Source organism: Novosphingobium sp. 11B (genome assembly GCF_054589055.1).
The window spans coordinates 15,567-42,241 of record NZ_BAAILP010000094.1; the positions used below are offsets into that span (position 1 = coordinate 15,567).

Sequence of the window (26,675 nt, forward strand, 5' to 3'; positions counted from 1 at the left end):
CGATGGCTGCGCCTGCCGAGAGCGAAGCGCATCATGCGAACCGCGACACACCGCCCGCCACTTCCAGCGCGGCGCCCGTAATGAAGCCCGCAGCCGGAGATGCCAGGAATACGATCGCCGCTGCCGTCTCCTCCGGTTCCCCGAAGCGCTCCAGCGGAATGTGCTTTTCGCGCGCGAGATCGGCCAGCCATTCCTGGTACGTGACGCCCGGAGCCGCACGCTCCCTGTAGCGGCGCTCCCACTGCCCGCTGTTGACGGTGCCGATGAGGATGGAGTTCACCCGCACCTTGGGCGCCAGTTCGACGCTGAGCGACTTGACCAGGTTCTGTACACCAGCCCGCGCAGCGGAAGTGCAGACCATGTGCGGTTCCGGCTGGCGCGCCAGCAGCGAATTGACGACCACGACCGCGCCCGCATCGCTGGCCTGAAGCAACGGCAGGAACGTGCGGGTTGGATGTATCACGCTGAAGAACTTGAGTTTCAGTTCCGCGTCCCAGTCCGTGTCGAGCGTGCTGGCGAACGTGCTCAGCCGCGCCTGCCCGGCATTGTTGACGAGGATATCGACCTTGCCGAAGCGACTGACCGTGTTCTCGGCCAGGCGCTGCACGGCCTCGGGATCGAGCACGTCGCAGGCTTCGGCATGGAGCTTGTCCCCGCCGCCAAGCTGCGCGACGGCGCTGTCCAGGCGCTCCCGATCACGGCCACAGATCACCACGCTCGCGCCGTCGTCGAGGAAACGGCGTGCGGTGGCGAGGCCGATGCCGGACGATCCGCCGGTGACGACCGCAACGCGGTTTGCGAGACCCAGATCCATAGCTTCAGTTTCCTCCTGCGCGATCGACAGCGGCCAGGACCGGCCGGATCGCCTCGCTGAATTGCTGCGGGCCTTCGGTCGCGAACGCGTGACCAAGCCCCGGTATTTCAATGCCTTGTGCGCCTGTGAAGGCTTCGGCGATGCGGCGGCAGCCGGCGGGCGGGGTCACGACGTCTTCCCCACCCCACAGCACCATGCCGGGCAGCGACACGCCGTCCAGCAGCGCCGGAAGGTCGCTGGCGGCGAGAAGGCGCACTGCCTGTTCGTAGCCGTCCGGGTTCACCGATGCCATCGCGCTGCGCACCAGCGCACGCACTTCGGGCAAGGCCTTGTCGGTGACGAGGCGCATGGCGCGGCGCTCGGCCATGCCTTCGGGGCCAAGTTCGCGAATGTCGGAAATCCGCCGCGAAATCGTCTCCGGAAGGTCCGCGCCCGGCGGCACGGCGTAACCGGTCGCCGGGCTGGCGAGCACCAGCGCCGCCACCCGCGACGGCGCGATCCGGGCCGCCGCCGTCGCCATGATCGCTCCCAGCGACTGCCCGACAAGGATGCACTCAGCGGCACCCAAGTGGTCCATAAGGCGCCACAAGGCCCCGCCATAGTCCCCGGCGACGGGAGCAGCGGCCGGCAAGGGCACGCTGCCGCCGTAGCCCGGCGCATTCCAGGCGATCACCCGCCGCTCGGCGGCGAACGCCTCGAACTGCCCCACCCAGCTTCCGGCATTGGAGCCGATGCCGTGCAGCAGCACGAGCGGCGTCCGCGTGCCCTCTCCGGCCTCGCGCCAGCTGAACCCGGCGCCTTCGCGCAGCGGGGCGATGGCGTCGAGGCGCGCGGAAAGATCGGGCGGCGCGAGGTCCATTATGCGTCCGCGTTGATCGGCTTGGGACGCTTCACCTGCGAGAGCGGATGCTCGGGCGGATAGGTCGGCGTCTCGGGGACGTTGGTGCCCAGGCACACGATCATCAGCGCTTCCTCGATGCCTTCGTTGACGAGGCCGCGATAGATGCCCGCCGGGACCGAGACGAGATCGCGCTCGCGCACGTACGTCTCGTAATATTCGCCCTCGGCCTCGAACATCAGCTTCACCTTGTTGCCCTTCAGGATGAAGAACACTTCCTCGACATCGTCGTGGAGGTGGAGCGGGCCTTCGCAGCCTGCGGGGAGCACCATCGTCGAGAAAGTGAAGTGCTCGGCCGCGACGGTGTTGGTGTCGTTGGCGACGCCGGTGGCGCCGGTACCGACGTAGCGCATCTGGGCGCGCTTGTACTTGGGATCGAAGTCGGCCTGGAACTTCAGCGCGTTCCAGTCGAGCTTGCGGGTCTCGTAGCGCGCCAGGCGGCTGTCGACCCATTCGGCAAGCGTCTTGCCCTCGGGCACGATCTTGTTGCGGGCGGGCGCTGCGGTGTCTTCCATCACTGTTCCTCCTGAGATTTCGAGATCAGGCGCCGCGTGTCTGGCGCCGTGTATTGCCGTCGATGCCGCCCGCGATCGCCCATTCGGCGAACAATTCGGGCCTCCGCTCGAACTCGCTGGGCACCCAGTCGGCGGTGCAATAGTCGTCATCGGCGTAGAACTCCCACGAGCCGCCCATCGGGCTGCGGAAGTACCAGAAATAGGCCGACGAGATCGGATGGCGGCCCGGGCCGATATCGGTAGTCCAGCCCTTCGCGCTCATCGACAGGCCGCTGCCGAAGACCTCGTGGATGTTGCCCACGGTGAAGGCCACGTGGTTGACGCCGGGCTTGCCGGGACGACGCAGCACGAAGGCATCGTGGTGCGGTCCGGGCGTGCGGCAGCGCAGGAACGCGGCGTGGCCGGGGTAGCTGTCGCTGACCACGAAGCCGAGGCGCCTGGTGAAGAAATCCAGCGTCGCGTCAAGGTCATCGATGAACAACACGACATGGCCGATGCCGATCGGCGCGGGCCTGGTGTAAACCGTCGAGCGGCTGTCCACGCGATTGGCGCGGCCGGGGCCGTTGACCAGTTGCACGTCCGCCACCGCTTCGCCACGCTGGCGCACGCGGAAGCGGTGGGTGAAGCCGGTGGGATCCTTGATGCTGAGCAGGCCATCGGCGTCCGGCGCGGCATCGCTGCCAAGACGCAGCGCCAGCGTGGCAAGTGCAGCCTCGTCCGTCACGCCCCAGGTGACGGCGCGCAAGGAGGCGCCCTCTTCCACGCCCGGCGCCAGCGCCGGATCGTCGCAGTGGCGCACTTCGACTTCGGCGCCGTCACGGGTGACGTAGCGCAGGCAGGCGGCATCGCTGCCCGCGTCAGTCAGGCCCCAGTCGCCGAGAAAGCGCGTGGCTTCGGCAAGGTCGGTGGTCGAAAACTGGACCGCTTCGATGCCGGTCAGGCTGATGTCGTGGAGGGCCATGCCCGTTCTCCATTGGAATTGACGCGCGCTGCAGGCGATCCGCCCATCAGCGCAGAAATGGTATCGGCGGCCTCGATCACCGCGGCGCGCACGCGCACCGCCTCGGCAGCACTGGCGCCCGCGCGGGTGGCGTTGATCGCGGCGGCAAGACGATCGCCCCGCTCGCGCACCGGCGCGGCGACGACGGCGAGGCCGGTCTCGTAATAGCCGTCGCTGGCCAGGCACCCGGCGGCGCGGTCCCGTTCAAGCTGCTCCAGCAAGGCCTGCAGCGAGGAAGGCACCGCATCGCCGCGATCACCGAAGACGTGGGCTTCGTAGAGCGCCGCAACATCCGCACCGTCCAACCCGGCCAGCAGCACGCGCCCCATCAGGGTCGCGTGGGCGGGCAGCGTGGCGCCGACCGAGACGTTCTCGGTCACCGCGCCCTCGCCCCGGCAGCGCACGAGGTAGAGTATCGAGGCGCCCTGCCGAACTGCAAGGTTGGTGGTCCAGCCGGTGCTCGCGCTCAGTGCCTCCAGCACCGGCCGCGCCAGCGCGACGACATCCTGCGAGGCGAGGAATTCGTGCCCCAGCAGCAGTACCCCGGCGTCGAGCGCATAGCGCCCGTCGCCGTCGCGCCGCAGCAGCCCCATGTCGACCATCTCGGCCAGCAGCCGATGCAGGCTGGAACGCGGGATGCCCAGCGCCGCGCCGAGATCAGCAGCGCCCAGCCGGGGCCGCTCGCGCCCGAACTGGCGCAGGACCCTGACCCCGCGCTCCAGGGAGGACTCGGGCATGGGCTCAGGCCCGCTCGTGCTCGCAGGCAGGCTCGGACGCGCTCGCGACTTCGGCCGCCGCCAGCTGGTCGAGCATGCGGCGCAGGCGCACGATGCCCCCGTCGTGGGCGTAGAGCGCTTCCTGTTCACGGGCCTTGTCGTCCATGCCTTCGAGGATCAGGCGATCCTGCTCCAGCACGTCCCAGTGCAGCGATTCCAGACGCGCGCGGTAAAGGAACTTCCACGCATTGCGCGACCAGCCCTGTACCTTGCGGCAGCGCCAGAAGAACACTCGACAGCTGGTCTCGTCCACCGGCACGACCATGCCGACGATGCCGAACGACCCGCCCGGCCCTGCCGACTTGCCGTAGGGGATCGATAGGCGCAGCCACAGCGCGCCGGTCACGCCCACTTCGGTCCAGTCGAAGTTCACGCCGGTCTGGTTGGTCTTCTCGAAGACGAAACCGGCCTCGGTGTCACGCGCGCGCATGGTCGCGGTCTTGTCGCCTTCGGCCATCGAATGGCTCTGGGCGTGCAGATACGCCCCGTGCATCGGGTCCATGACGTTGTCGACCGCGTAGCGCCAGTTGCACTTCCAGTGCGCGGTGCACAGGATGTCCGCCCATTCGCCGCCGCTGATTTCCTCGGGCAGTTCGAGCGGCGCAGGCTCACCCTCGCCGAACCACACGAAGATCGCGCCTGCACGTTCCACGGCCGGAAAGGCGCGGTTGAGCTGGCGGCCCTTCATGACGCACTTGGCGAGCGCGGGAATGTCCTCGATCTTGCCTTCGCCGTTCACCTCGACGCCGTGATACCAGCAGGCGACGCGGTCGCCCAGGTTCCAGCCCATCGACAGGCGCGCGCCGCGATGCGGGCAGCGGTCGTCGATGGCCTTCACGCTGCCGTCGGCGTCGCGCCACAGGACAATGCGCTGCGACAGGCGGGTCAGGCCCAGCGGGGCCTGCTGCAGCATCCAGCTGGGGGCGACAGGATACCACATCTCGCGCAGACCTTCATTCAGGCGCGCGCTGGCGGCGATCTTGGTTGGAGCGTTCATGCTGCGATGTCTCCGGAAACGGGCTGGAACAGCGCCTGGCCGAGACGGTCGAGTTCGGCATCGAGCGTCGGCTCGGTCCACGCGGCGCCGTCAGGGGCGCGGCTGCCACCGGCATTGAGCGCGGCGACGAGTTCGGGGAATTCGAACGCGCCGGCATCGAACGCGGCGGTCAGGGCCTGCGACAGCGCCTGCTCGAACGGATCGAGCGGCCCGCCGCGCGTCTGGAAGACGAAGTTGTCCACCTGATCGGGCTTTTCGATGAAGCGACCGCCGCCTTTGGCGTCGCCGGTTTCGGCGAGATAGAGATTGTACCGCATCGCGACCCTCATGTTTGATATACGAACCATTGTCTACGATATGGGATTGGTGCCGTAACGAAGCGTACCTGTCAAGCGGGGCTGATTGCGTCCGGTTTCGAGACTCCGATTTCGGGCTTTGCAAGGCGATATGTTTGACATAGGAATAATCCGTCTCAATTATGATACATGAGGGCCGCATCCATGACATCTGACGGCTCCGCACTTGCGGAATCGAACCTGGGCTATCCCGGCTGGCGCGTGCTCGTCGCCGCGGTGATCGGCCTCGCCTTCAGCCCCGGCCCGATGATCTTCGGCACTTTCGGCCTGTTCGCCCCGCATTTCGTATCCGAACACGGCTGGAGCCGGGGCGCGATCATGCTGGCGCTGACCTTCTTCAACGTCGCAGGCGTGCTCGTCTCGCCGCTGACGGGATCGCTGCTCGACCGGCATGGCGTGCGCCGCCTGCTTTTCCCGGCAATGACCGCGCTGGCCCTCGGGTTCCCGGCGCTCGCTTATCTGGCGGGAAGCCTGCCGCTGCTGTACGCCGTGACCTTCGCATGGGGTGCAACGACGGTGGCGACTCAGAGCATCAGCTATTCCAAGCTCATCACCGGCTGGTTCGTGCAGCATCGCGGCCTTGCCATCGGCATCGCGGCAGCGGGCCTCGGCGTCGGCTACGTGGTGATGCCGCTGATCGCGGGCGCTCTGCTCTCGGCTCTCGACTGGCGCGTCGCGCTCTCGGCGCTGGCGCTGCTGGTGATGACGGTGCCATTCCTCTGCAACCTGGCGCTGGCACGTCCGGCTGCCGTGACCGCCACCCTCGCCTCCACCGCCATCCTCGCCGGCCTGACGCTGGCGGAAGCGCGCCGCACCCGCGAATTCGCGCTGATGGCGGCAGCGATCCTGCTCGCCTCGGTGGCGCTGACCGGGATCGTGCCGCATATCTCGCTGCTGGCGCTCGACCACGGGCTCAGCACCGGGCAGGCCGCCGCCGTCGCCTCGGCCTACGGCCTCTCGACGATCGCGGGCCGCGTGCTGGTGGGCTGGCTGGCGGACCACTTCCCGGTGCCGCGCGTCGCCATCGCCTTCTTCGCCTGCTCGGCGCTGGGCTTCGTGCTGGCGGTAAGCGTGGGCGCGCATGCGGGTATGGGGTTGCTGGTCATGGTGGCTCTCACGATCGGCCTCGGCTTCGGCGCGGAGAGCGACGTCATCGCCCTGTTCATCAGCCGCTACTTCGGCCAGCGCGCCTTCGCGGCGATCTACGGCTACCTGCTGGCGGCGTTCCTCGTCGGCTCGTCGATCGGCCCGGCGCTGTTCGGCTTCGTACGCGACGCCAGCGGCGGCTACGGCGCCGTGATGACCATCGCCACCGGCCTGATGGCAGCGGCCTGTTGCGCGCTGGCGCTGCTGCCGGTGACGAAGCGCGAGCCGGTACCGGCATGATCGTCGCCAGCTTCGAGGAGCTTGCGGCGGCGGTGCGGGACCGGCGCGTCCTGCTGTTCGCCGGCGCCGGCCTTTCGATGAGCGTCGGCCTGCCTTCGTGGCACGAACTGATCGACCACATGAAGCGCGAGCTTGGGCTGGAGGACATGCCGCACCAGTCGGGCTGGTCGTACCAGACGCTGTCGGAATACTACCGCCTCAAGAACGGCAGCATCGGCCCCTTGCGCAGCTGGATGGACCGCACATGGTCGGTCTGCAGCGACAAGGTGCGGGAATCGGAGATCCACGAGATCATCGTCGATCTCGATTTCCCGCTGGTCTACACCACCAACTACGACAACAACCTCGAGATCGCCTACCAGGCCCACGGGCGCGAGTTCGTGAAGGTGGCCAACACCAGCGACATCGTCAACGCCGAGCGGGGCTTGCCGCAGATCGTCAAGTTCCATGGCGACTTCGACGATGACGAATCGCTGGTCCTGGCCGAAACCGACTACTTCCGCCGCCTAGCGTTCGACTCCCCGCTCGACATCAAGTTCAAGGCCGACGCGATGGGCCGCACGCTGCTGTTCCTGGGCTACAGCATGTCGGACCTCAACATCCGCATGCTGCTCTACCGGCTGTGGCAGATGTGGCAGGAATCGGGGCGAGAGCGCGATCGGCCGCCGTCCTTCGTGTTCTCCCCCAAGCAGGATCCGGTGCAGCAGATGGTGCTGAGCCAATGGGGTATCCGCGTGCTGCACGAAAGGGCGGACGATCCATCGGCGGCCACGCTCAAGTTCCTGCGGAGGCTGCGCGATGCGGTCAGGAGCGGGACCGGGGCGGAACTAAGATAGCAGTGGTCCATTGTCCTGAGAAATAATGGAGAACGGACATGGGCAAGGGTATCCTGTTGTGGCTGATCGGCGTTCCTATCCCCGTCATTCTGCTGCTATGGTTCTTCTTCCACTAAAGCCGGCCGCGCCCGGCACCATCGCAACGCCGGCGGGGTGGCCGAACGGTATGGCCGAAGGCGTCAAATCCCAGCGCGGTATCCGAGACCACGCGAAATCTCCATGCCCGCGCGCTCCACTTGCGTGGAGATGCGGCCCTCGAACGTCTCGCGGTCGAAAGTGTTGATCGGGCAGCTGATCGAGATCGCCGCCGCCACTTCGCCCGAGGCGTCATAGACCGGCACCGCCACGCTGGCGACGTTGCTGTCGTAGAACCCCCAGCTCACCACCGTCCCGCGCTTGCGGTCGCCTTCGACGAGGCTGACGAGATCGCCCATGCTGTCGGGTGTGGCGTCGGTGTACTTGGTGAACTCGAAGCTCTCGTAAAGTGCCACGACTTCCGACAGGCTCATGTTCGCCAGTAGCACGCGGCCCGGCGCGGTGGCGTGCGCGGGCAGGCGCGAGCCGACGGTGACGGCGCTGATGAGGCTGGTGTTGCCCTGGAACCGCGCGATATACACCGCGTCGCGCCCTTCGCGCACGACCAGATGCGTCGAAGTGCCGGTGTCGTCGCGCAGCCGCGCGAGGATCGGGTTGGCGACTTCGATCAGATCTTTGCCTGCCAGGAAGCTGTAACCAAGCTCCAGCACACGGCTGCCCAGTTGGTAGCGCTTGCCGTCCGCAATGCGGCGCAGATAGCCTGCGTATTCAAGCGTATAGACCAGCCGGAACGCAGTCGAGCGGGTCGCGCCGATCTGGCGCGCCACTTCGGCGACGGTCTGTTCCTGTCGTTCGCGGGTGAAACTTTGCAGGACCTGCAAGCCCCTGACGAGGCCGGGCACGATGTAGCGCTCGTCGATATCCGGCGAAGTTTCGGGCTGGGTCATCGTGTCTCGACTACTAAACAGGAGCCGAAGTCTTTGACCGGCAATGCCCCCTGGATCAACCCCAGCCTATGGGTTCTTCGGACATTCCCCAGTAAATCGCCTTCTGGTTCATGTAGGCCTGAATCCAGTGCCGTCCCTTTTCACGGCCGAGGCCGCTGTCCTTCACCCCGCCGAACGGGGTGGAGGAACTGAACTGCTTGTAGGTGTTGATCCAAACCGTTCCCGCTTCGATCCGGCGCGCGATGCGCCACGCGGCCTTGTAGTCGCGCGTCCAGATGCCGCAGGCGAGGCCGTATTCGTTGTCGTTGGCCTGTGCGACGAGGTCTTCCTCGTCGCGCCACGACAGGACCGCCAACACCGGGCCGAACACTTCCTCGCGGCAGATGGTGTCGGTGTTGGTCACGGTGTCGAGGATCGTCGGCGGATACCACGCGCCCCCGGCGAATTCGCCTTGCGGCACTTCGCCGCCACACAGCACGCGCGCGCCTGCAGCCACGGCGGCATCGACCATCGCGGCGACATGGTCGCGGTGGCGGTGGTGGATCATCGGCGCCATCTGCGTGCCTGGCGCATCACCTCGTCCCATGCGCAGCGCCTTCGCGCGCTCGACCAGGCGGCTGACGAACTCCTCGCGGATGCTTTCATGCACGAACAGGCGCGAACCCGCGATGCACGACTGCCCGGTGGAGCTGAACACGCCGTAGAGCACGCCCGCGATCGCCTCCTCGATGTCGGCATCCGGGAAGACGATGGTGGGCGACTTGCCGCCCAGTTCGAGCGAGACCGGCATCAGCTTGCTCGCCGCGATTTCCGCGATGCGCACGCCGGTGACGGTGCCGCCGGTGAAGGACACCTTCTTGACGAGCGGGTGGCGCACCAGCGCATCGCCGATCACCCGGCCCGGCCCCGGTAGGACCGAGAGCAGCCCTTTGGGCAGACCGGCGCGGTAGGCCAGCCGTGCGAAGAACAGCGAGACCAGCGGCGTCCACTCGGCGGGCTTGAGGATCACGGCATTCCCCGCCGCCAGCGCGGGTGCGACCTTCTGGGCGTCGCTGGCGATCGGGGAATTCCACGGCGTGATGGCAGCCACCACGCCAAGCGGTTCGTGCACGGACATCGTCACCCACGGCCCGCGCGAAGGCGTCAGGTCCTCGTCGAGCGTCTCGAGCGTCGATGCGACATAGCGGAAGGTGCCCGCCGCCGACATCGCGAGGGCGCGGGTTTCGATCAGGGTCTTGCCGGTGTCTCGGGTCTGCAGCGCGGCGATCGCGTCGGCATGAGCCTCGATCATGTCGCCGATGCGGTAGAGCACGCGGGCGCGCTCATGGGCCTTGAGACTACGCCACGCCGGATCGGCCATGGCAGCCTGCCCCATCGCCACCGCGTCCTCGACATTGTCCAGCCCGGCGATGCCGTAATCGGCGACCAGCGTGCCGTCGGTCGGATCGATGCTGCGCGCGGTGCCGCCGCTGCCCGGCCCGAACAGGCCGCCCACGCAGATTTCGGAAAAGTCGACGTCGGCGGGGGAAAGCAGCTGGGTCATGGCCAAAGTCCTGACAAGTTCTCAGATAACGATCGGTGCGGCCATGCCGTGAAGCAGGCGCACGATGCTGTGCGCAGTCAGCGCGGAAGTCTTGGGGTTGGCCGCAGAGGGCGCCCCGGCGATGCGGACTTCGAAGGAGCCGTCGGCGCCCTCGAAGCTCAGTTCGTGGACGTTGGTGGCGATCGTCGGATCGGCGACCAGTTCCACCTCGGTACGGTCGAAGCCGATGCCCGCCAGCGCGACGGTGGCCGCGACGTTGGAGTTCTTCGGGTAGGTCAGCGCGGCTTCGCGCGCATCGCCCCGGAAGAACACGGCAGGTTCGGTCAGCGCGGCAAGGTCGAGCAGATCTTCGGCAGGCGTACCGCGCCATGCCAGCGCAGGCTTGCGGCCGGTGTAGCGCACACGCTCCAGCCCGCCCAGACGCGCGGCGGAAAGCCCCTCGATCCCGGCCATCGCGCCCGAGGCGAGGACGAGCTGTGCCCCGCCCTCCTCGGCCGCCGCCGCCAGCGTTTCCGCCAGCGCCGGGTCGGCCAGCGCGCCGGTGGAGACGATCATCAGCGACAGGCCGACACGCAGCACGTCTGCGCCATAGGCGCGCACCGCCTCATGGCCTGCGCACTCGACGATCACGTCAGGGCTGCGGGCCAGCAGGTCGGCCACGGTCTCGACGCGCAGCGCCTCGTCCAGCCCCTCACGCGGGCAGCGCGCGAGGATGCCGACGATCGGCGCGGCCCCGCCCAGCGCCTCGCGCACGGCGCGCGAGATGCCGCCGTCGCCGATCAGGCCGATGCGCGGGGGTGCGATGCTCGCCATGCTCAGTCCTTGCGCGGCGGGCCGGCGAAGGCCTGCGGGTAGGCGCCGATCGCCAGCATGTCGATTTCGACGATGGCGGCGCCCGGCGTCGCGCGCGCGCGGTCGAGCGCGGCGCCGACTTCGGCGATGTCGCCCACCTTCTCATGGCGCAGGCCGATCGAGGCGGCGACCATCGCGAAGTCCGGCACGCGGATGTTCGAGTAGTGGCGGCGGCCGCCGTATTCGACGTCCTGGATATTGCGGATCACGCCGTAGCCCTTGTCGTTCATCAGCACGAGGGTCACGTCGGGGTCTTCCTCGGCCAGCGTGGCGAGTTCGCCGAGGCACAGGGTCAAACCGCCGTCGCCGCTCAGCGCATAGGCGCCGCCGGGCGTGCCGAAGGCCGCGCCGATCGCCATCGGCAGGCCCTGCCCGATGCCGCCGCCGACGGCGTGGACGCCCGCGCGGGTGTTGCCGACCTGCAGGAAGCGGTTGCCCCACATCGAGTTGGAGATCGTCACGTCGCGCACCCATGCCGCATCGGCGGGGATACGGGCCTGGATCTCGTCGACGAGGCGATCGTAGGCGCCCAGGCTCTTGCGCATGGCGGCGTGCATCACGTCGCGCGCGGCGCCGATGGTCTCACCCCATGCGGCGTCGTAGGCCTTGTCGCCCAGCGCTTCGAGCAGGCCCGCGAAGGTCGCCTTGACGTCGCCGTGGATGAACAGGTCGTTGGCGTAGCTGCGGCCGTCGGAGGTCTCGTCGGCGTCGATCACCGCGACCTTGGCGGGCAGGCGCAGCTTGTAGATCCACGTCTCGTTGCCGCGCAGGCGCGAACCGGCAACGATCATCAGGTCTGCCTCGTCGTAGAGCGCCTGCACTTCCTTGGTGCAGTTGAACGCGCCCAGCGAGATGGCGTGCGTCTCGGCGACGACACCGCGACCATTGGTGGAGGTGACGATGGCGATGCCCTTGTCGGCCAACGCGGTCGCTTCGGCCTCGGCGCCACGTGCACCGCCGCCCAGCAGGATCACCGGCTTCTTCGCGGCCGCGAGCATGCACGCCAGCGCGGCGATCTTTGCCGCATCGGTGGCGGGGCGCCTGGGCGAGAGTTCGGGCAGCACGGCGGGCATCGGCATGGCTGCAGCCTGCACGTCCACCGGAATTTCGATCGAAACCGGACCGGTGGGCGCCGACAGCGCGGCTTCGGCGGCGGCGCGCATCGTCTCGACCACCTGATCGGGCGAGGTGATGCGGAAGGCGGCCTTCGACACCGCGCCCAGCATCTGCATCTGCGCGGGCGCCTCGTGGATGTAGGCGCGGTTGAGGTCGAGGTGCTCCAGTTCGACCTGACCGGTGATGTGCATGACCGGCGAGCCCGCCGTCAGCGCCTCGACCATCGCACCCGCCGCGTTACCCGCTGCGGTGCCGGTGCTGGTGAAGGCGACGCCCAGGTTGCCGGTGACGCGGGCATGCGCGTCGGCCATGTTGAGCGCGCCGGCCTCGCCGCGCGCGGAGATGTACCGGATCGCACCCTGCTCGCCCAGCGGGTCGAGGATCGGCATGTTGTGGATGCTGATGACGCCGAAGACGTGGCTGACGCCCCAGTGCGCCAGCAGCTGCGCGATCAGGGCGCCAACGGTGGTCTGCGTCTCGGTGGTCGCTGCGGTCTGCGTCATTGGGGTGTCGATCACTTCCATGGTGTCAGTTTTTCCGGGGAGGATAGGAAAGGCCGAAGCCGAACGGGTACGCGGTAGCCGCGAAATCGAAGGGCACATCCTCCGCCTGCGCCTCGACGGAGGCAGCGTCGGCGGGGAGCGCGAAGGGCAGCTTGCCCGTGGGATTGAAAGCGCCGGTCAGCACGTCAGCAAGCGCATCGTCGCCCGAACCGAAGGTGGCGACCATGCCGGGCACGGTGTCGATGAATTCGGCAAGTACGGCGGGACGCTCCATGCTCATGACCACGACGACCGGCTTGCCGGTGGCGACGGCCTTGCGGATCATCACCAGTTCGTCGGCATTGTCGGCGCCCGCGAAGACGGGGGTACCTTCATGGGTGCGCACGAAGAAGGCCTGCCCGGTCTTGTTGTCGGCATAAGGCGCGTTGACCTTGACGACGATGACGTCGGCCTTGGCAGCATCGGTCACGCTGCCCGCCAGCGCCGTGGGCGTCGCGGCGAAGCCTTCCAGCGCCACCTTCTTGCCGGGCGCCAGCGGCAGGACGCCGCCCGCGTTCTTGAGCAGGACGATGGACTTGCGCTGTGCCAGCTCGCCCTCGGCCACGTATTCGGGCGCCTTGACCACGCGCAGCGCAGATTCGGGATCGACGTAGGGGTTCTCGAAAAGCCCCATCGCGAACATCGGTTCGAGCACGCGCTGCACCGAGACGTCGATGCGCTTTTCGGTCAGCTTGCCCTGCCTGACGAGGTCGATGATGTACGAGGTCTCGTGCTCGCCGCCGAGCTGGTCCATCCCCGCCCAGACCATGCGCCGCTCGCGTTCGATCTTCGGCTGGTCTTCCAGACCCCAGGGCTGGGCATGCATCCAGTCGGTGATGGCCACGCCCTTGAAGTGCATCTTGGTACGCAGCAGGTCGGTCATGACCTTGCGCGAGAAACTGGAGGCGACATCGTCGGTCCATGTCGGGATGCCGTAACTGCCCATTACGAAGGCAACGTTAGCGCTGAACGACGGCGCGAAGGCCTCGTAGTGCAGCTTCTGCAGCTTGCCGGGATAGACCAGCCGTTTGCCGTAGGGATTGTGCGGATCGAGTCCGTGCTCCACCGGTCCGTCGCCGGGGAAGTGCTTGACGGTCGCCATGATCCCGTCGGGGCCCAGCTTCGTGCCTTGCGCACCGAGGATGAACTGCGCGGCGAGTTCGCCGTTCAGCTTCGCGTCCTCGCCGAACGTGCCGGGAATACGGTTCCAGCGCGGCTCGCTGACCACGTCGGCCATCGGGTTGAGAATCATGCGAAAGCCCATCGCGCGCAGTTCGGCGGAGGCGACCTGGCCGAAACGATGCGTCAGCGCCGGGTCGCGCGCCGCGCCGAGCCCGATTTGGTCGGGCCAGCTGGAGGTGATCTTCACGCGGTCCGGCGGCGGCAGCGCGCCGCCCGGCAGGCGGTTGGTGGTGTGGATCGGGTCGGCGCTGAACACGATCGGCACGCCCAGGCGCGCGCCTTCGGCCATCTCCTGCAGCGCATTGGCCCAGCGCGCAGCATCGGCGGGCGAACCGCCCGGCGAGGTCATGATATAGCGCACATGGCGATTGAGAATGAGATCGCGGGGGCTCGGCTTGTCGGCGCGGTCGAAGCCGGGCACGCCCGTCACGTTGACCGGCGGTTTGAGCGCGCCGGGAGGCGGCGGAGCCAGTTGGTCGAGCACGGTGCCGCCCGCGCCGAAATAGCCCGAATTCACCGCATGCATCATCATGCCCGCCTTTTCGGGCACGGTCATGCGCGCGGTCAGATCCTTCGCGCGCTTCGCCGCGGGCAGGCGCCAGTCCTCGTAAGGATCGAGGCGACCGTTGCGGTCGAGGTCGCGAAAGCGCAGGCCGTCCACCGTCAGCACCGGCGCGGATCGGGTGCCGATCTCGGGCTGCTGCGCCTTGCCCTCACGCGCCGCCGCCGGGTGAGCGGCCAGCGTGGCGAAAGACAGGGCTAGGATGGACGTCATGCGCTGCATCGATGATCTCCGAGGTAAGGAAAGAAGGGGGCACGGCAGTTGGGAGGAGGATGGGTAGGCGCCGCGCCCCCTCGCCGTTTTACCAGCGGAAGGTCGCGCGCACACCATACGTACGCGGCGGCGCGTACTGGCTGCGGATGGCACCGTAGAGGCCGCTCTGCGCCGCCTCGGTCAGCACAACACTGTTCTCGAGATTGCGGACATAGGCCTGGACCGACAGGTTCGTATCGTCCGGCACGTACTCGAGGCTGAGGTCGGTGCGGGTGTAGGAACCCTGGCGTTCGGTCGAGCGGTTGAAGTAGCTCATCCACTGTTCCGAACGGTACTGCGTCTGCGCCCGTGCGGTGAACTCGCCGCCCAGCGCCGCGAAGCTCTGCTGGATGCCGGCGTTGATGGACCACTTGGGCGACTGGACGAGGTAGTTGCCCTGGTAGTCCACGGTGCAGACGCCGGCCGTGGTCTTGTTGGTGCAGAAGTCGCGGTACTTGGCGTCGAGATAAGTGACCGAGAAGTCGATTCGACTGCCCGCGAACAGCGCGGCGACGGTCTCCGCCTCGATGCCCTTGATGCGCGACTTGCCGGCGTTGACGACGATCGTGTCGGCACCGATGACCTGCGAGACCTGCTGGTCCTTGTAGTCATACCAGAATGCGCTGAGGTTCACCTGCAGCTTGTCGTCGAAGAAGCGGTTCTTCGAGCCGAGTTCGTAGGCGATCAGCGTCTCGGGATCGTAGTTGCCCAGGCCGAAGTTGTTGAAGCCGCCCGACTTGTAGCCGCTGTCGACCTTGGCATAGATCATGTTCTCGGGGCTGAGCGTGTAGTCGATGCCGCCGTGCCAGGTCACCTTGGTCCACTTCGCGCGGGTGTCGTCGGTGCCGTAGGTGCGCTCGGCGACGCCGTCGCTGGTGTCCTGAGTCAGGCTGCCGACCCAGCTGTAGCCCTTGCGGCTCTTCATGTCCTCGGTATAGCGGATGCCGCCCGAGACCCGCAGATTGTCGAGCAGGTCGTACGACACCTGACCGAACGCCGCCTTCGAGCGGGTGGTCACGTCATAGTGGTATTCGCGCAGGTTGACCGGCGAACCGCTGACGTCGTTGTCGAAGAAGTTGGCGAGCGTCAGGTCTTCGTTGAAGTAGTAGAGACCCGCCTGCCAGATGAAGCCCGACTTGTTGTTCGAGGCGATGCGCAGCTCCTGGCTGAAGTCCTCGGACACCTCGTCACGGGTATAGATGTAGTACTTGTCGGCCTGGCCGTCGTTGTCCCAGCGGCTGAACAGGTCCTGCTTCATGTAGCCGGTGATCGAGCTGACGGTCGCGAAGTCGAGGTCGTAGTCGACGCGGCCAAGCGCGCGGATGTTGGTGGTATCCATCTTGCCGCGCGTGCTCAGGTCGAAGTGGGTCGCCGCACCGGCCTTGTCCTTGGGCGTGGTGGTGACGACGCCGTTCACGGTGGTCAGCTTGACGCCGTCGTAGACCGCGCCCGAACCGCCCAGGTGCATGTAGTCGCCGCTCAGCAAAACCTTGAGGCGATCGGTGGGGGTAAGCAGGAACTGCAGGCGGCCGCCCTTGACGTTGGTGCTGTCGCCGCGACCGGCATCGCCGTTGTTGCGGAAGCCGTCGTTGTAGCGCGAGACCGCCGAGGCGCGCATCGCGACGCCTTGTGCGATGGGAATGTTGACGGCGGCGTCGGCGTTGATCGTGTCGTAGTTGCCGCCCTCGACCGAAACGTAGCCCTCAAGCTGGTCGGTCGGCTTCTTGGTGATGATGTTCACGGCGCCGCCGGTGGCGTTGCGGCCGTAGAGCGTACCCTGCGGGCCGCGCAGCACTTCGATGCGCTCCAGATCGTAGAAGCTGGCGTTGATGCCGGTCGGGCGCTGCAGGTACTGGTCGTCGATGCTGACCGCGATGGCGCTGTCGCCGATCTCGGTGAAGTCGCGGCTGGCGACGCCGCGGATCGACAGGAACGCCGCACCCGAACTGGCGCCGATGTTGAGGCTGGGCGAAACCGTGGTCAGGCCCGAGACGTCGGCAATGCCGTTCTTCTTGAGCTGGTCAGGCGTGAAGACCTGCAGCGCGGTGGCGGTCTTCTGGGAGTCTTCCGAACGCTTGGTGGCGGTGACGACGATCTCGCCCAGGCCTTCGTTCTCGGCGGCCGGCGCCTGCGCATCCTGCGCGGCGGCGACGTGCGGCAAAGCGGCGACGGCGATCGCCAGCATGGAACTCGTGATTGCACTGCGGCTAAACATGGAAAACTCCCTGACCTGTGATGCGACGTTTGTTTCGTATTTCAAACGGTGTTTGTATTGCAATCAAACCGTCAAATGTGGTTTTTGTCAATGGTCTTTGTGATCGGCGCCCAGTCGCGGCAGCGCTTAACTCGGCGCACGGAAACGGCCGACGTATCGCTACGACGGCCGTTGAAAATATTGGAGAAATCAAGCGATCAGGCGGAAATCAGGCCGCCATTCACCGGCAAGATTTGTCCTGAAATGAACGCGCTGGCATCGCTGAGCAGGAACACGGCCCCGCCGACGGTATCCTGCGGCACTTGCGGGCGGCGAATCGCGGCACCGTCCACGTAGAACTGCTTGCGCTGCTCGGGCACATAGTCGGTCGCCGGGACCCGCACGAGACCGGGCGCAAGCGCGTTGACGGTGATCCCGTCCTCGCCCAGTTCGCGTGAGAGCGAGCGCGTCATGCTGATTACCGCACCCTTGCTCGCGACATAGTGCAACAGGCGCGGCGCGCCCCAGAGTGCAGTGTCCGAGGCAATGTTGAGCACACGCCCGCCCTTGGCGGAACGGCGCAGCATGGGCGCGAAAGCCCTGGTCATCAGCCAGGTGCCGCGCACGTTGATGCGCATGACCTGGTCCCACTGATCGATGTCGATTTCCTCGAAGGTCTTGCCACCGATACCGGTCGCCAGCGCTGCGTTGTTGAGCAGCCCGTCGATCCCGCCCATGCGTCGCTCGACTTCGGCCGAGAGCGCAGTGACGGAATCGGCATCGGCGATATCCACCGCGAAGCCCTCGGCGTCGCAACCGTTCGCGCGAAGTTGCTGCGCGGTGCTGGCGGCGCCCTCGCCATCGATATCCGCGATTGCGAGACGCGCGCCAGCTTCTGCGCAAGCCTGCGCGAAAGCCGCTCCCAGGCCCCGTGCGCCGCCGCTGACCAAGATCGTCCGATCTACCAGTTCAATCGCCATACTGATTGAGTCTCTTATTTGAACACACTGTTTCGCTATCAAACGTTTTGCCAATCATCAAGCGATCACTGCGTGTGCTAAAACAAAATGCCGAAGAAGGGATGCGCGCGGGTGTCGGCATTCAGCCCTTGAATTCGTGATGATCCGCGATAACCGCGCCCAATGATGAACATTTCTGGGACAAGTCCGAGACCATGTTCGATCTGGATGGCAGGACGCCGGTGATCGGACTGCTCCTCGAATGCGCCATGCACTTCTCGCTCTTCAAGCCTTTCACCAACGAGCAGGCACGCATCCTGCCAACGCAGCCCGTGTTCCGCGAAGGCCGCAAGACCCGGGGACATGGGTTCTCAATGCCAACGAGCTCGAAAAACTTGTCAAGCGGCTCAATACCGAGACGAAGGCAGCGCAGTAAGCCCGCGCGGTCAGGCGCCACCCCCCCCCGTGTTAATCATGGAGGCACACGGGGCCAGCAGCAATGGGGAACGTGACACCTAAGGATTTTCGCCTAAAGCTTTCGCCGGAGAACGGATAACGACCCATGTCGGTCACTCAGCGGCCGATTTTTGATCCCGGCTTGCGGACGGTCTGCCTACGTTGCATGCTGAAGAAGGTCATGCAGATAGGCCGCGAATTCAGCGTGGCTCGGCCTGCGCGCGCCGCCATCGTTCTACTTCGGATAGCTTACCTTACCCTAACAGCGAACGAGATGGGCCATCCCGGAAACTCAGACTACATCCGCCGCCCCACCGGATCGCCGTAGCTGTCATTGTCGTAGGAAAAGCCGAGATCGCGCTCGGCCTGCGTGCAAAGCGGTAGCACGCCATCGATGGAGCTATGACTGCCATCCAATGCGCGCCGATGGCGCGTCGCTCGCAGACCGTTACATAGACGTCCGCGCGGCGTTTCACTCTCAGCGCTGCCGCTTTCGCCGCAATGGCCGCGGCCTTTGCGCCGCCTCCGAGCACCGCAATTTCCTGACGCATCCGTCCCCGCCCTTTCTCTGGATGCCCCGACCAACGTTGCGCGGGAGGCCATGAGGTTGCTATCGCGCGCGAACTTATCGGACTTGCCGGGAGAAGCCGATCTTAAAGACAAGCCAGCATTCCGGACTGAGGTTCCACGTCGGCTAATATGACGAAGTCATGACGATTGGCTCAGCATACTGGGAAGGATCACTTTAATTCCCCCATTTTGAAATGTGATCGAGAGAGTTACGCTTGCAGAATCGCCTGCTTGTGGCAGTCTAAGCCTGTGGAGGATCTTTTGATTTGGGCGACCACCTTCAATGGCTGTTCGGCAATTCATGAAATAGGCTGACTTTACACGAGATAGTGCACAGCAACTTCGATAGGGGGGACGACGATGCCTGAGCTTGAGCCAACGCACCTCAAATCCATCATCGCGGGCATCTCCGGGAACGATGACGCCCTCCATGAAGAGATTGCGACCAAGCTCACCGGCGAGAACCTCCATCGGTTCAGTGAGCACACGTTCTCGATCATCGGCGATAGGTCGATACCCCTAGTCAACGACCAGGGCGATTTGCGTCCGGAAGCGAAGGCCGCCGCGGAGACGATCGTCCAAGCGTTCGGCCGACCGGTGTTTGTCATCGCCGACAACAAGGTCACGGAGGAATTCGCTGGCCCCTCAAGCAAGGTTTGGCGGGATCGCATCGTCAGTTCGCGCGACATAATCAACGCCGCGATCCCGGCGATCGGTCGTGTGGAGGTCAACAACAATCCCGATTTCGCTTGGGTTGGTACGGGGTGGTTGATCGACAGCGACATCATCGTGACCAACCGGCACGTCGCGGTTGAGTTCGGCCGGCGAGACAGCGGACGCTTCGTTTTCCGGACGGGTCTCAACGGCGCTCCCATGGTGCCAAGGATCGACTTTCTCGAGGAGTTTCAGCGCTCGGCCGCGGCCGAATTCTCTGTCATCGAAATCCTCTGGATCTCGCCGACGGATGGACCGGACGTCGCGTTCCTGCGCGTTGTGCGGCAGGCGGGGCAGCCTGCCCTAGCCCAGCCGCTGATCCTCGCCACCGCCATCGCTGTCGATGATGTCGTCGCGGCGATCGGCTATCCGGCACGCGATCCTCGCATCCCGGACCAGGGGCTCGTCAAACAGATCTTCGGTGACATTTACGACAAAAAGCGCCTCGCCCCCGGCCGCATCCTGGCGACCGGAGACGATGAGCTGGAGCATGATTGCACGACCACCGGCGGCTGCTCGGGTGCGGCCCTCTTGAACCTCATAAGCGGCGAGGTCGCGGGGCTCCATTTCGCAGGACTGTTTAAGGAGGCGAATTATGCGGTGCCCGCTCCGCAGCTCAAGCGCCTGCTTGCTGATGCGAAGCGCGGAAATCTCGACGCCGCGCCGCGCGTCAACACCGCCGCATCCGCGCCTGCGCCGGGAAATTTGCCGATCACGGCTGTCCCGGTTGTGATGAGCGGACCGGTCGGCACGACCATGCGTCTCACCGTGACGGTGCCCCTCGAGATTTCTGTCAGGATCGCGGGCGATGGCACGGCCCAGATACCGACCGTCGTAGGAGGCGCCACTGCTGCCACCGCGGCGAGCGGCACCGTCAAAGCGGCCGTGTCGCTTGCGGCGACAGACCTTGCCGCAGAGCCCGGCGTGCTCGACATCCGCGCTGGGTATCGGTTCAAGAATGGCTGGATCACGGATGAGCAGGTGGTCGTCGTTGAACTCCGTGAAAAACTCGCCCCGGCGCTCCTCGCCTCCGAATGCAGGCGTCCGATCCCCAGCGCCTACCTGGGCGTGGGCGTTGACGTCCGCACCGCCCCGCTCACCGATCAGCTCTCAGCGCTGGGAATAGATCAGGCGCTGACGGAGGCGTTACCGCGGCCCGGCCAGTATCGTGAGCCGCCGGATCTCAGCCTCGATCGCGTCCAGAATGAGGCAATGCGCGCCATCTTCCATGTGAGCCCCGATTCCGGTTTCCCAAATTTGAAGGCGTTCATCAGCCGCGTGCAGACCAAACTGACCGGCACGATATACGAGTGGGACCCCAACCATATCAGCAACGCGCTGGCCACAGCGCTTGCCGACGGTGGGACCTCGCTCAAGATGGTGACGCAGAAGGCCGGCACGGAACGCGCGGTCGAAGCCATGCAGGATCGACTTGGCGATCGCTTCGAGCATGTGTGGGCCTCGGTCGGTCGCAGAGGCCTAATCCCGAGCGCTTATCACATCAAGGTCGCCAGCCGCGACGGCGAGGAATTCTGGCTTTCAAGCGGAAATTGGAAGGACTCTAATCAGGCCGACATCGACCCTGCCGGCGAAAATTCTAAGAATCCTGCGCCGCTCCAGGAGCGCAATCGTGAGTGGCACGCGATCATCGCTCACTGCGGCCTCGCGCGCACCTTCCGCGACTATATCGACTGGGATTTCTCCGAGGCCGAGCGCATCCCGCTCGAAGAGGGCCTCGCGGTCGAGTTGCCCGACCTGTTCGTTCCCGAAGTCGCCTTCTTCGAGGAGGCGCGCCGCCGGCCGGTGCAATATTTCGATCCGCTGGAGCTCAACCGCGTGATCGACATCCAGCCACTGTTGACGCCCGACCGCGACAAACGCGGCAAACATCTCTTCATCCAGGCGGCCACGCAGATCGTCGGCGAGGCTGAGGACAGCGTCCTCGTCGAGAACCAGTCGTTCAATATCCTCTCCGAAAATCTGGATGAGTTCGACCATTTCTTCGAGACGCTGCGCGACAAGCAGAAGGATGGCCTCGACGTTCGGATCATCTTTCGGGACGGACGTGAGTTCGGTGCGGCGACTGGTCGCAAGCAGCAGCCGCTTCTAGAGCAGATCAAGAAGTTCGGTTTCGATATGAGCAAGCTGAAGCTGCAGCTGCGCTGCCATACAAAGGGCATCATCGTGGACGGTAAGACCGTGCTGTTCGGAAGCCACAATCTGACCAACCAAGGTGCGCTGCTCAACCGGGACGCGAGCCTGCTAATCCGCGATCAGGAGGTCGCCACCTATTTCCAGCGCATCTTCAATTTCGATTGGGACAATCTCGCCCATCAGAATGCAGAAGAGGTCGTCGGCGGCATTCGGATCGCTCAGCCTGGCGAGGAGACGCCGCTCGGATTCCGGCGCGTGTCGCGTGCCGAGCTAGCGGAAGCGCTTTTGTAAGCCGAACAGCCTGGGGGAGGCACGATGGCGGACAATGATGCCGAAGTGGCGGAGAAATTCCTCAAGTACGACTATGCTGAGACGAAGGATCTCCTAAAGACCTTCATCACGCTGACGTCGGCGAGCCTCGTGCTCTCCCTGACCTTCTCCGAAAAGGTGATCGTGTTCAGCAAGGCGCCAGCTGCGACCCAGCTGATCCTGTTCTGGTCGTGGGGTCTCTTCGTTGCAGCGCTCATATTCGCAGGCATCGGCATGTGCTTCATCGCTGCGGCGGCGGGGAAGATCCTCTACGGGCAAATTCCATTGCTGAAGCTTTCCTATTACCGCCTGGCCATCATATCCTGGGCGTTTGTGCTGCTGGCAGGCGGCTCGTTTGTAGGTGCGCTTATCGCAATGACGGTGTCGGTAGCTCGGACCATCGCTGCCGGCTAGTCTAACTCGCTCAGCACGTGGGGATTGGCGAGCGCCTTCCCATTCGAGGCGATCGCAATTGGCGTCACATCGCCGACGAATACCTTGGCCGCCTCAATATTCACGAGGATGGTGCCAACGATGTCCGGTGATCCCGCCACGCCCTTCGTGTCCGACGTCAGATCGTGCGGCTTTTTCGAGCTCGGCATCGAGATCTTCGATTGCGCCTGCCAGGGCGTCACGAACGAGGTTGCGCGTCACCCTTGGATCGAGATCGCTCTGCCATGACCAGAAAATCGTGCTCATAGGATGGTTTGGGGCTCAGCACTTCGGGTTGCAGAATGGCCAGATAAACGGCTTCTTCTTGCAACACGGTCTGATGAACTTGGTGCGGTAGTTGCCGTTCTCCCTGACAGCCAAGCGCCCCAGGGCCTTGGCAGCAGGTTCGGGTTGAAAGGGAGCGAGGGGCTGACCTTCCCGCTTCGCATGCCCAAGATTCTGGTCGAAAACCTTCGTGAGTTCCTTCTCGAACTTGAGGCCCCAATTCTTGAGCTGGCTGCCATCGTCGAGGCCTTTTAGAACCCCGCTGAAGCTCGGTTCGCCTGCGGCGGCTGCAGTACCTACTTCGTCGGCCATATCTTGATCTCCATGAATTGAGGCGACGACGACAGCGCGTCATCAAGGACTTTGGCTTCGATCTTATAGACGCCCTGAACGGCGTTTTCGGGCACCGACCAAGTCGCCGTTTTCAGCTTGCTAGCGAGACACACCGGCGCGGGTCGAACATTCTTCACTGCGGGAGCCCTCGTGCACCACGACCACGACACAGGATGGCCGCTCTCGTTCGCGCTTTCGCCTGTCAGGGCGACAATGTCCCCCGGGGCGGCCGTGTAGGCGCTCGCCGTCAAGCCAAGGATTTGTGGCTTCGCGGACTGATCTTGCCATAGGTTGATCGTCAGGAACGCGCCGAAAGAAACGAGGCTCGTGACCGTGAAGAGGGAGGCGATACCGGCCCGCCGATGAGGAAGCCCTTCAGTCGTGAAGGTCGAGATATAGTAGATGAACGAGAGAAGCAGGAATGCGCAGAAAGCGCAGGCCAAGTAGACCCACATCATCCAGAGGTGAACGAGCGGAAGCTTGGCCAAGCCAACGACCGACGGATACAACACCAATGAAGCCGACACTGCGGCGAGTGCCAGCGATGAAAAGGCGGTGAATTTCTGTCTTTCGGTCATACCGCTGGTCCCCTGTGACAGAAACTAACGAGCGAGACCAAAATCTCAACGAGAAGCTACCCAATCAGTGTCGAAAAGCGGCAGCGTCGAAGCGGCGTTGACCGTGGCCAGCGAAAAGAATGGCATGACGCAGTTGCTGCCAAACCGTGAGGCTGTGCTAGATTCCACGCGCCTTCCAGCAACCAAGGGGGAATGCGAGTCCGGAGAGGTAGGTACAGCTGGCGGCACCTACATTGAAACAGGCGTCGGTCACGAGCCAGTATCGCACTTGTGGCGCAGTGCGATTCGACGCGGAGGCGAGCCATAAACGATCTGAATCGGCGCATTTCTGCTACGAGCGACCCTTAGCAGCCGTTCAACAGCCAATTTTCTGTTCCTCACTGCGGTCGGTCGGCTTTCCCAATTAGAATGTCTAAAAATAGATGCTCGCACTTGAAGCTCGTATTGTACTCAGCCTCCGTCGCGATTGCCTAAAGACACCCTGCTCAATGTCGATAGGTCGTTAGCCCCGATCTGATCGGCAGCCTCGGACCACCAACACGGTGCGCATGCCTTTGGCGGCAAAATGGTCATTGCGGCCAATGGAATGATCCAATCGGCATAGCGGAACACGGCTGCATAAGGGAACGCGGGGGTGTATTTTCGATTTCATTGGAGAAATCGAGCCTCGCGCGGAGAAGCACCTTGGGATTGGAAGTCGAAATTGCCGCCGGCAGGCTTCTGGGACGGTCAGATGATGGCGTCGCCGCGTTTTTGAGCGTGCCTTACGCTGCATCGCCAACGGGGCCGCTGCGCTTCGCACCGCCCAGCACGGTGGCACCTTGGCCGGGCGTGCGCAGTGCGGTTGAGCAGGGTGCCAATGCGCCGCAGCGGGTGAAAGTGATGCCCGGTCTCGACGTCAAAGCCCTCATCGGGAACGGCTGGCAGTCCGGCGACGATTATCTGACGCTCAACGTCTGGGCGCCGGCGGACTTGCGGCCCGGCCTGCCGGTCATGGTTTTCATCCACGGCGGCGGCTTCGTAGTCGGGAGCAAAGATGCCCCGGTACAGGACGGCAGAACTTTTGCGCGGGACGGCGTGGTATGCGTCGCCATCAATTATCGCATGGGTATCGACGGCTTCCTGCCGATCCCGGGCGTCCCCACCAACCTGGGCCTGCGCGACATGATCGCCGCGCTCGAATGGGTGCGTGAGAATGCCGCCGCGTTCGGCGGCGATCCGGCCAATGTCACCGTGTTCGGCGAATCCGCCGGGGCCATGGCGATCGCCGACCTCATCACTTCGCCGCTCGCCAAGGGGCTGTTCCGCCGCGCGATCGTACAGAGCGGGCATGGCCGCATGACCCGCGACATCGGCGTCGCCCAGCGGCTGGTGCGCAAGCTGGCGAAGCTGCTGAAGATCTCGCCCGACGAAGCCGGTTTCCGCAGCGTGGAGCCGGGCGAGCGGCTGCTCGATGCGGTCGAGACGGTCAGCCTGCCCAAGACCCGGCTCGATTTGCGCGATGCCGAAGGGCACGAGCCGGTGTTCGGCATCAGCCGCTTCGTTCCCGTGCATGGCGACGACGTGCTACCGCTGAAGCCGCTCGATGCGTTGCAGGCGGGCGCCGGGGCGGAGGTCGATCTGCTAATCGGCACCAATGCTCTGGAGATGAACCTCTACTTCATTCCCACCGGTGTGCGCGAGTCGATCGGGCGGCTGTTGGCGACCTACGTGTTCCACCGCGTCCATCCGCGTGCGCGTAAGTTGCTCAAGGCTTACGGCATGGGGCGCAAGGGGGTGAAGCCCGGCCATGCCTTCACCGATGCCGCGCATGACCTCGTATTCCGCTGGCCGGCGCGCCGCTTTGCCGAGGAGCATCGCGGCCGCACGCATATGTACGAATTCGAATGGGGATCGCCCCTGTTCGCCAAGCCCGGCTCCGGTGGCCTGGGCGCGGCGCATGCGATGGAGCTGCCTTTCGTGTTCGACACGCTGGCCGCTACCACCGGACCCGAAGGGCTGTGCGGCGAAGCGCCGCCGCAGGAACTGGCCGACCGGGTTCATCGCATCTGGGTCGATTTCGCCCGCGACGGCACCCTGCCCTGGCCCGAATTCACCCGCGAGCAGCGCCATGTCTACCAACTGGGGCGCGGCGAGGCGATCGAGGAGGCCCCCTTCCCGATCGCGCCCTTCCTTACCTGACGGAGCACACCCATGTATCTCGAACGACTGAAGCTGGATGGTCGCCGTGCGCTCGTCACCGGCGGGGCCAGCGGCATCGGCCTGGCGTGCGTGGAGGCGCTGGCGGAAATGGGAGCGCAGGTCGTCATCGCCGATCTTTCCGAAGTGGCGATCGCGACCGCCCGCACGGCGATGGCGGACAAGGGCCATGCCTGCGAGGGCGCGGTGATGGACGTTACCGATTCCGCCTGTGTAACCGCAGTGGCCGACCGGTTCGGTGCCATCGACATCCTCGTCAACAACGCCGGCATCGCCCGCAGCGACACCGCCGCCGAAACGGTGGCCGACGAGCATTGGCTCAACGTTATCGACGTCAACCTCAACGGCACCTTCTGGTGCGCGCGCGCCTTTGGGCGGCACATGCTGGAGGCGGGGCGCGGCAGCATCGTCAACGTCGGGTCGATGAGCGGCTTCATCGTCAACCGGCCGCAGGGGCAAAGCTACTACAACGCCTCGAAGGCGGCGGTGCACCAGCTGACGCGCAGCCTTGCTGCCGAGTGGGCCGACCGGGGGGTGCGGGTGAATGCAGTCGCGCCCACCTATATCCGCACCCCGCTCAACGAATTCGCCGACAAGCAGGGGGCAATGTACCGCCGCTGGATCGATTCCACTCCGATGGCGCGACTGGGCGAGCCGGAGGAAGTGGCTTCCGTCGTCGCGTTCCTCGCCTCCGATGCGGCGAGCCTGATGACCGGCAGCATCGTGCTGGCCGATGGTGGCTATACCTGCTGGTAATCCCATTCGTCATTGCGAGCGCAGCGAAGCAATCCAGGGCAGTCTTGAGCCGCTCTGGATTGCTTCGCTGCGCTCGCAATGACGTCGGATGATGATCCGATCAGTCAATTCAACGCGCCGAACGGC

23 protein-coding genes and 1 pseudogene are annotated in these 26,675 nt (G+C 65.2%); 7 read left to right on the forward strand and 17 right to left on the reverse strand.

Annotated features, from left to right (window positions below; translation table 11 throughout):
• Positions 1 to 31 precede the first annotated feature (31 nt).
• The 7 genes from ACYPYD_RS08120 to ACYPYD_RS08150 are packed head-to-tail and all read right to left on the reverse strand — an operon-like array spanning position 32 to position 5,329.
• A complete protein-coding gene (locus ACYPYD_RS08120) occupies positions 32 to 814 on the reverse strand; it encodes an SDR family oxidoreductase (protein WP_459662731.1) in 783 nt (260 codons plus the stop codon).
• Positions 815 to 818: 4 nt separating this feature from the next.
• Entirely contained in the window at positions 819 to 1,673 is an 855-nt protein-coding gene (locus tag ACYPYD_RS08125; RefSeq protein ID WP_459662732.1) for an alpha/beta fold hydrolase, read from the reverse strand.
• Complete coding sequence (locus ACYPYD_RS08130) at positions 1,673 to 2,227, reverse strand: cupin domain-containing protein (protein ID WP_211151864.1); 555 nt, start codon at positions 2,225 to 2,227, stop codon at positions 1,673 to 1,675. Before ACYPYD_RS08130 ends, ACYPYD_RS08125 begins: the two co-directional genes overlap by 1 nt.
• Positions 2,228 to 2,252: 25 nt before the next feature.
• Positions 2,253 to 3,188 carry a VOC family protein gene (locus ACYPYD_RS08135; RefSeq protein WP_459662733.1) on the reverse strand — a complete coding sequence of 312 codons (936 nt, stop codon included), beginning with the start codon at positions 3,186 to 3,188 and terminating at the stop codon, positions 2,253 to 2,255.
• Positions 3,164 to 3,964, reverse strand: a complete 801-nt coding sequence (locus ACYPYD_RS08140) for an IclR family transcriptional regulator (protein WP_459662734.1) — start codon at positions 3,962 to 3,964, stop codon at positions 3,164 to 3,166. The genes ACYPYD_RS08135 and ACYPYD_RS08140 overlap by 25 nt, the downstream gene beginning before the upstream one ends.
• 4 nt (positions 3,965 to 3,968) lie before the next feature.
• Positions 3,969 to 5,000: a Rieske 2Fe-2S domain-containing protein gene (locus ACYPYD_RS08145; protein ID WP_459662735.1), complete on the reverse strand. Its 1,032-nt coding sequence runs from the start codon at positions 4,998 to 5,000 to the stop codon at positions 3,969 to 3,971.
• The gene (locus ACYPYD_RS08150; protein WP_459662736.1) at positions 4,997 to 5,329 is read right to left on the reverse strand and encodes a recombinase-like helix-turn-helix domain-containing protein; all 333 of its coding nucleotides are present in this window, start codon (positions 5,327 to 5,329) and stop codon (positions 4,997 to 4,999) included. Before ACYPYD_RS08150 ends, ACYPYD_RS08145 begins: the two co-directional genes overlap by 4 nt.
• A gap of 171 nt (positions 5,330 to 5,500) precedes the next feature.
• Between ACYPYD_RS08150 and ACYPYD_RS08155 the strand changes: the two genes are divergently transcribed.
• Together ACYPYD_RS08155 and ACYPYD_RS08160 are read left to right on the forward strand one after the other, a co-directional pair.
• Positions 5,501 to 6,742, forward strand: coding sequence for an MFS transporter (locus tag ACYPYD_RS08155; RefSeq protein WP_459662737.1), 1,242 nt, complete (start codon positions 5,501 to 5,503; stop codon positions 6,740 to 6,742).
• Positions 6,739 to 7,578, forward strand: coding sequence for an SIR2 family NAD-dependent protein deacylase (locus ACYPYD_RS08160; protein ID WP_271184029.1), 840 nt, complete (start codon positions 6,739 to 6,741; stop codon positions 7,576 to 7,578). The genes ACYPYD_RS08155 and ACYPYD_RS08160 overlap by 4 nt, the downstream gene beginning before the upstream one ends.
• 179 nt (positions 7,579 to 7,757) lie before the next feature.
• Here ACYPYD_RS08160 and ACYPYD_RS08165 read toward each other — a convergent pair whose 3' ends face one another.
• The 7 genes from ACYPYD_RS08165 to ACYPYD_RS08195 all read right to left on the reverse strand — a co-directional run bounded on the left by ACYPYD_RS08165 (position 7,758) and on the right by ACYPYD_RS08195 (position 17,784).
• Positions 7,758 to 8,561: an IclR family transcriptional regulator gene (locus tag ACYPYD_RS08165; protein WP_211151866.1), complete on the reverse strand. Its 804-nt coding sequence runs from the start codon at positions 8,559 to 8,561 to the stop codon at positions 7,758 to 7,760.
• Positions 8,562 to 8,616: 55 nt separating this feature from the next.
• Positions 8,617 to 10,104 (reverse strand): aldehyde dehydrogenase, encoded by a 1,488-nt coding sequence (locus ACYPYD_RS08170; protein WP_459662738.1) that lies wholly within the window; start codon positions 10,102 to 10,104, stop codon positions 8,617 to 8,619.
• Positions 10,105 to 10,125: 21 nt separating this feature from the next.
• Complete coding sequence (locus ACYPYD_RS08175) at positions 10,126 to 10,917, reverse strand: aspartate dehydrogenase (RefSeq protein ID WP_459662739.1); 792 nt, start codon at positions 10,915 to 10,917, stop codon at positions 10,126 to 10,128.
• A 2-nt stretch (positions 10,918 to 10,919) separates the two neighbouring features.
• Positions 10,920 to 12,575, reverse strand: a complete 1,656-nt coding sequence (locus tag ACYPYD_RS08180; RefSeq protein ID WP_459662740.1) for a thiamine pyrophosphate-binding protein — start codon at positions 12,573 to 12,575, stop codon at positions 10,920 to 10,922.
• Between the two features lie 25 nt (positions 12,576 to 12,600).
• Positions 12,601 to 14,571: a glycoside hydrolase family 3 protein gene (locus ACYPYD_RS08185; protein WP_459662741.1), complete on the reverse strand. Its 1,971-nt coding sequence runs from the start codon at positions 14,569 to 14,571 to the stop codon at positions 12,601 to 12,603.
• 88 nt (positions 14,572 to 14,659) lie between these two features.
• Positions 14,660 to 16,795, reverse strand: coding sequence for a TonB-dependent receptor (locus ACYPYD_RS08190; protein ID WP_459662742.1), 2,136 nt, complete (start codon positions 16,793 to 16,795; stop codon positions 14,660 to 14,662).
• A 227-nt stretch (positions 16,796 to 17,022) separates the two neighbouring features.
• A complete protein-coding gene (locus tag ACYPYD_RS08195; RefSeq protein WP_069709617.1) occupies positions 17,023 to 17,784 on the reverse strand; it encodes an SDR family oxidoreductase in 762 nt (253 codons plus the stop codon).
• 162 nt (positions 17,785 to 17,946) lie between these two features.
• On the opposite strand from ACYPYD_RS08195, the pseudogene ACYPYD_RS08200 reads away from it, so the two are divergent.
• The 3 genes and pseudogenes from ACYPYD_RS08200 to ACYPYD_RS08210 all read left to right on the forward strand — a co-directional run bounded on the left by ACYPYD_RS08200 (position 17,947) and on the right by ACYPYD_RS08210 (position 22,380).
• A pseudogene (locus ACYPYD_RS08200) lies at positions 17,947 to 18,199 on the forward strand (hypothetical protein).
• 950 nt (positions 18,200 to 19,149) lie between these two features.
• Positions 19,150 to 21,948: a phospholipase D-like domain-containing protein gene (locus ACYPYD_RS08205; RefSeq protein ID WP_459662744.1), complete on the forward strand. Its 2,799-nt coding sequence runs from the start codon at positions 19,150 to 19,152 to the stop codon at positions 21,946 to 21,948.
• 24 nt (positions 21,949 to 21,972) lie between these two features.
• Complete coding sequence (locus tag ACYPYD_RS08210) at positions 21,973 to 22,380, forward strand: hypothetical protein (protein ID WP_459662745.1); 408 nt, start codon at positions 21,973 to 21,975, stop codon at positions 22,378 to 22,380.
• On the opposite strand, the gene ACYPYD_RS08215 is transcribed toward ACYPYD_RS08210, so the two are convergent.
• From ACYPYD_RS08215 to ACYPYD_RS08225, 3 genes are all read right to left on the reverse strand, one after another.
• Positions 22,377 to 22,601, reverse strand: a complete 225-nt coding sequence (locus tag ACYPYD_RS08215) for a hypothetical protein (protein ID WP_459662747.1) — start codon at positions 22,599 to 22,601, stop codon at positions 22,377 to 22,379. The two genes, ACYPYD_RS08210 and ACYPYD_RS08215, sit on opposite strands and share 4 nt — an antisense overlap.
• A gap of 79 nt (positions 22,602 to 22,680) precedes the next feature.
• Entirely contained in the window at positions 22,681 to 22,995 is a 315-nt protein-coding gene (locus tag ACYPYD_RS08220) for a hypothetical protein (RefSeq protein ID WP_459662749.1), read from the reverse strand.
• Positions 22,980 to 23,594, reverse strand: a complete 615-nt coding sequence (locus ACYPYD_RS08225; protein WP_459662751.1) for a hypothetical protein — start codon at positions 23,592 to 23,594, stop codon at positions 22,980 to 22,982. The genes ACYPYD_RS08220 and ACYPYD_RS08225 overlap by 16 nt, the downstream gene beginning before the upstream one ends.
• Positions 23,595 to 24,284: 690 nt before the next feature.
• Between ACYPYD_RS08225 and ACYPYD_RS08230 the strand changes: the two genes are divergently transcribed.
• Both ACYPYD_RS08230 and ACYPYD_RS08235 read left to right on the forward strand, forming a co-directional pair.
• Entirely contained in the window at positions 24,285 to 25,775 is a 1,491-nt protein-coding gene (locus ACYPYD_RS08230; RefSeq protein ID WP_459662806.1) for a carboxylesterase/lipase family protein, read from the forward strand.
• 12 nt (positions 25,776 to 25,787) lie between these two features.
• Positions 25,788 to 26,549, forward strand: a complete 762-nt coding sequence (locus ACYPYD_RS08235) for an SDR family NAD(P)-dependent oxidoreductase (protein ID WP_459662752.1) — start codon at positions 25,788 to 25,790, stop codon at positions 26,547 to 26,549.
• Positions 26,550 to 26,675: the final 126 nt, after the last annotated feature.

Coding starts and splice junctions, on each gene's coding strand:
- ACYPYD_RS08120 (WP_459662731.1), bottom strand. CDS start 814: ATGGATCTGGGTCTCGCAAACCGCGTTGCGGTCGTCACCGGCGGATCG.
- ACYPYD_RS08125 (WP_459662732.1), bottom strand. CDS start 1,673: ATGGACCTCGCGCCGCCCGATCTTTCCGCGCGCCTCGACGCCATCGCC.
- ACYPYD_RS08130 (WP_211151864.1), bottom strand. CDS start 2,227: ATGGAAGACACCGCAGCGCCCGCCCGCAACAAGATCGTGCCCGAGGGC.
- ACYPYD_RS08135 (WP_459662733.1), bottom strand. CDS start 3,188: ATGGCCCTCCACGACATCAGCCTGACCGGCATCGAAGCGGTCCAGTTT.
- ACYPYD_RS08140 (WP_459662734.1), bottom strand. CDS start 3,964: ATGCCCGAGTCCTCCCTGGAGCGCGGGGTCAGGGTCCTGCGCCAGTTC.
- ACYPYD_RS08145 (WP_459662735.1), bottom strand. CDS start 5,000: ATGAACGCTCCAACCAAGATCGCCGCCAGCGCGCGCCTGAATGAAGGT.
- ACYPYD_RS08150 (WP_459662736.1), bottom strand. CDS start 5,329: ATGAGGGTCGCGATGCGGTACAATCTCTATCTCGCCGAAACCGGCGAC.
- ACYPYD_RS08155 (WP_459662737.1), top strand. CDS start 5,501: ATGACATCTGACGGCTCCGCACTTGCGGAATCGAACCTGGGCTATCCC.
- ACYPYD_RS08160 (WP_271184029.1), top strand. CDS start 6,739: ATGATCGTCGCCAGCTTCGAGGAGCTTGCGGCGGCGGTGCGGGACCGG.
- ACYPYD_RS08165 (WP_211151866.1), bottom strand. CDS start 8,561: ATGACCCAGCCCGAAACTTCGCCGGATATCGACGAGCGCTACATCGTG.
- ACYPYD_RS08170 (WP_459662738.1), bottom strand. CDS start 10,104: ATGACCCAGCTGCTTTCCCCCGCCGACGTCGACTTTTCCGAAATCTGC.
- ACYPYD_RS08175 (WP_459662739.1), bottom strand. CDS start 10,917: ATGGCGAGCATCGCACCCCCGCGCATCGGCCTGATCGGCGACGGCGGC.
- ACYPYD_RS08180 (WP_459662740.1), bottom strand. CDS start 12,575: ATGACGCAGACCGCAGCGACCACCGAGACGCAGACCACCGTTGGCGCC.
- ACYPYD_RS08185 (WP_459662741.1), bottom strand. CDS start 14,571: ATGACGTCCATCCTAGCCCTGTCTTTCGCCACGCTGGCCGCTCACCCG.
- ACYPYD_RS08190 (WP_459662742.1), bottom strand. CDS start 16,795: ATGCTGGCGATCGCCGTCGCCGCTTTGCCGCACGTCGCCGCCGCGCAG.
- ACYPYD_RS08195 (WP_069709617.1), bottom strand. CDS start 17,784: ATGGCGATTGAACTGGTAGATCGGACGATCTTGGTCAGCGGCGGCGCA.
- ACYPYD_RS08205 (WP_459662744.1), top strand. CDS start 19,150: ATGCCTGAGCTTGAGCCAACGCACCTCAAATCCATCATCGCGGGCATC.
- ACYPYD_RS08210 (WP_459662745.1), top strand. CDS start 21,973: ATGGCGGACAATGATGCCGAAGTGGCGGAGAAATTCCTCAAGTACGAC.
- ACYPYD_RS08220 (WP_459662749.1), bottom strand. CDS start 22,995: ATGGCCGACGAAGTAGGTACTGCAGCCGCCGCAGGCGAACCGAGCTTC.
- ACYPYD_RS08225 (WP_459662751.1), bottom strand. CDS start 23,594: ATGACCGAAAGACAGAAATTCACCGCCTTTTCATCGCTGGCACTCGCC.
- ACYPYD_RS08235 (WP_459662752.1), top strand. CDS start 25,788: ATGTATCTCGAACGACTGAAGCTGGATGGTCGCCGTGCGCTCGTCACC.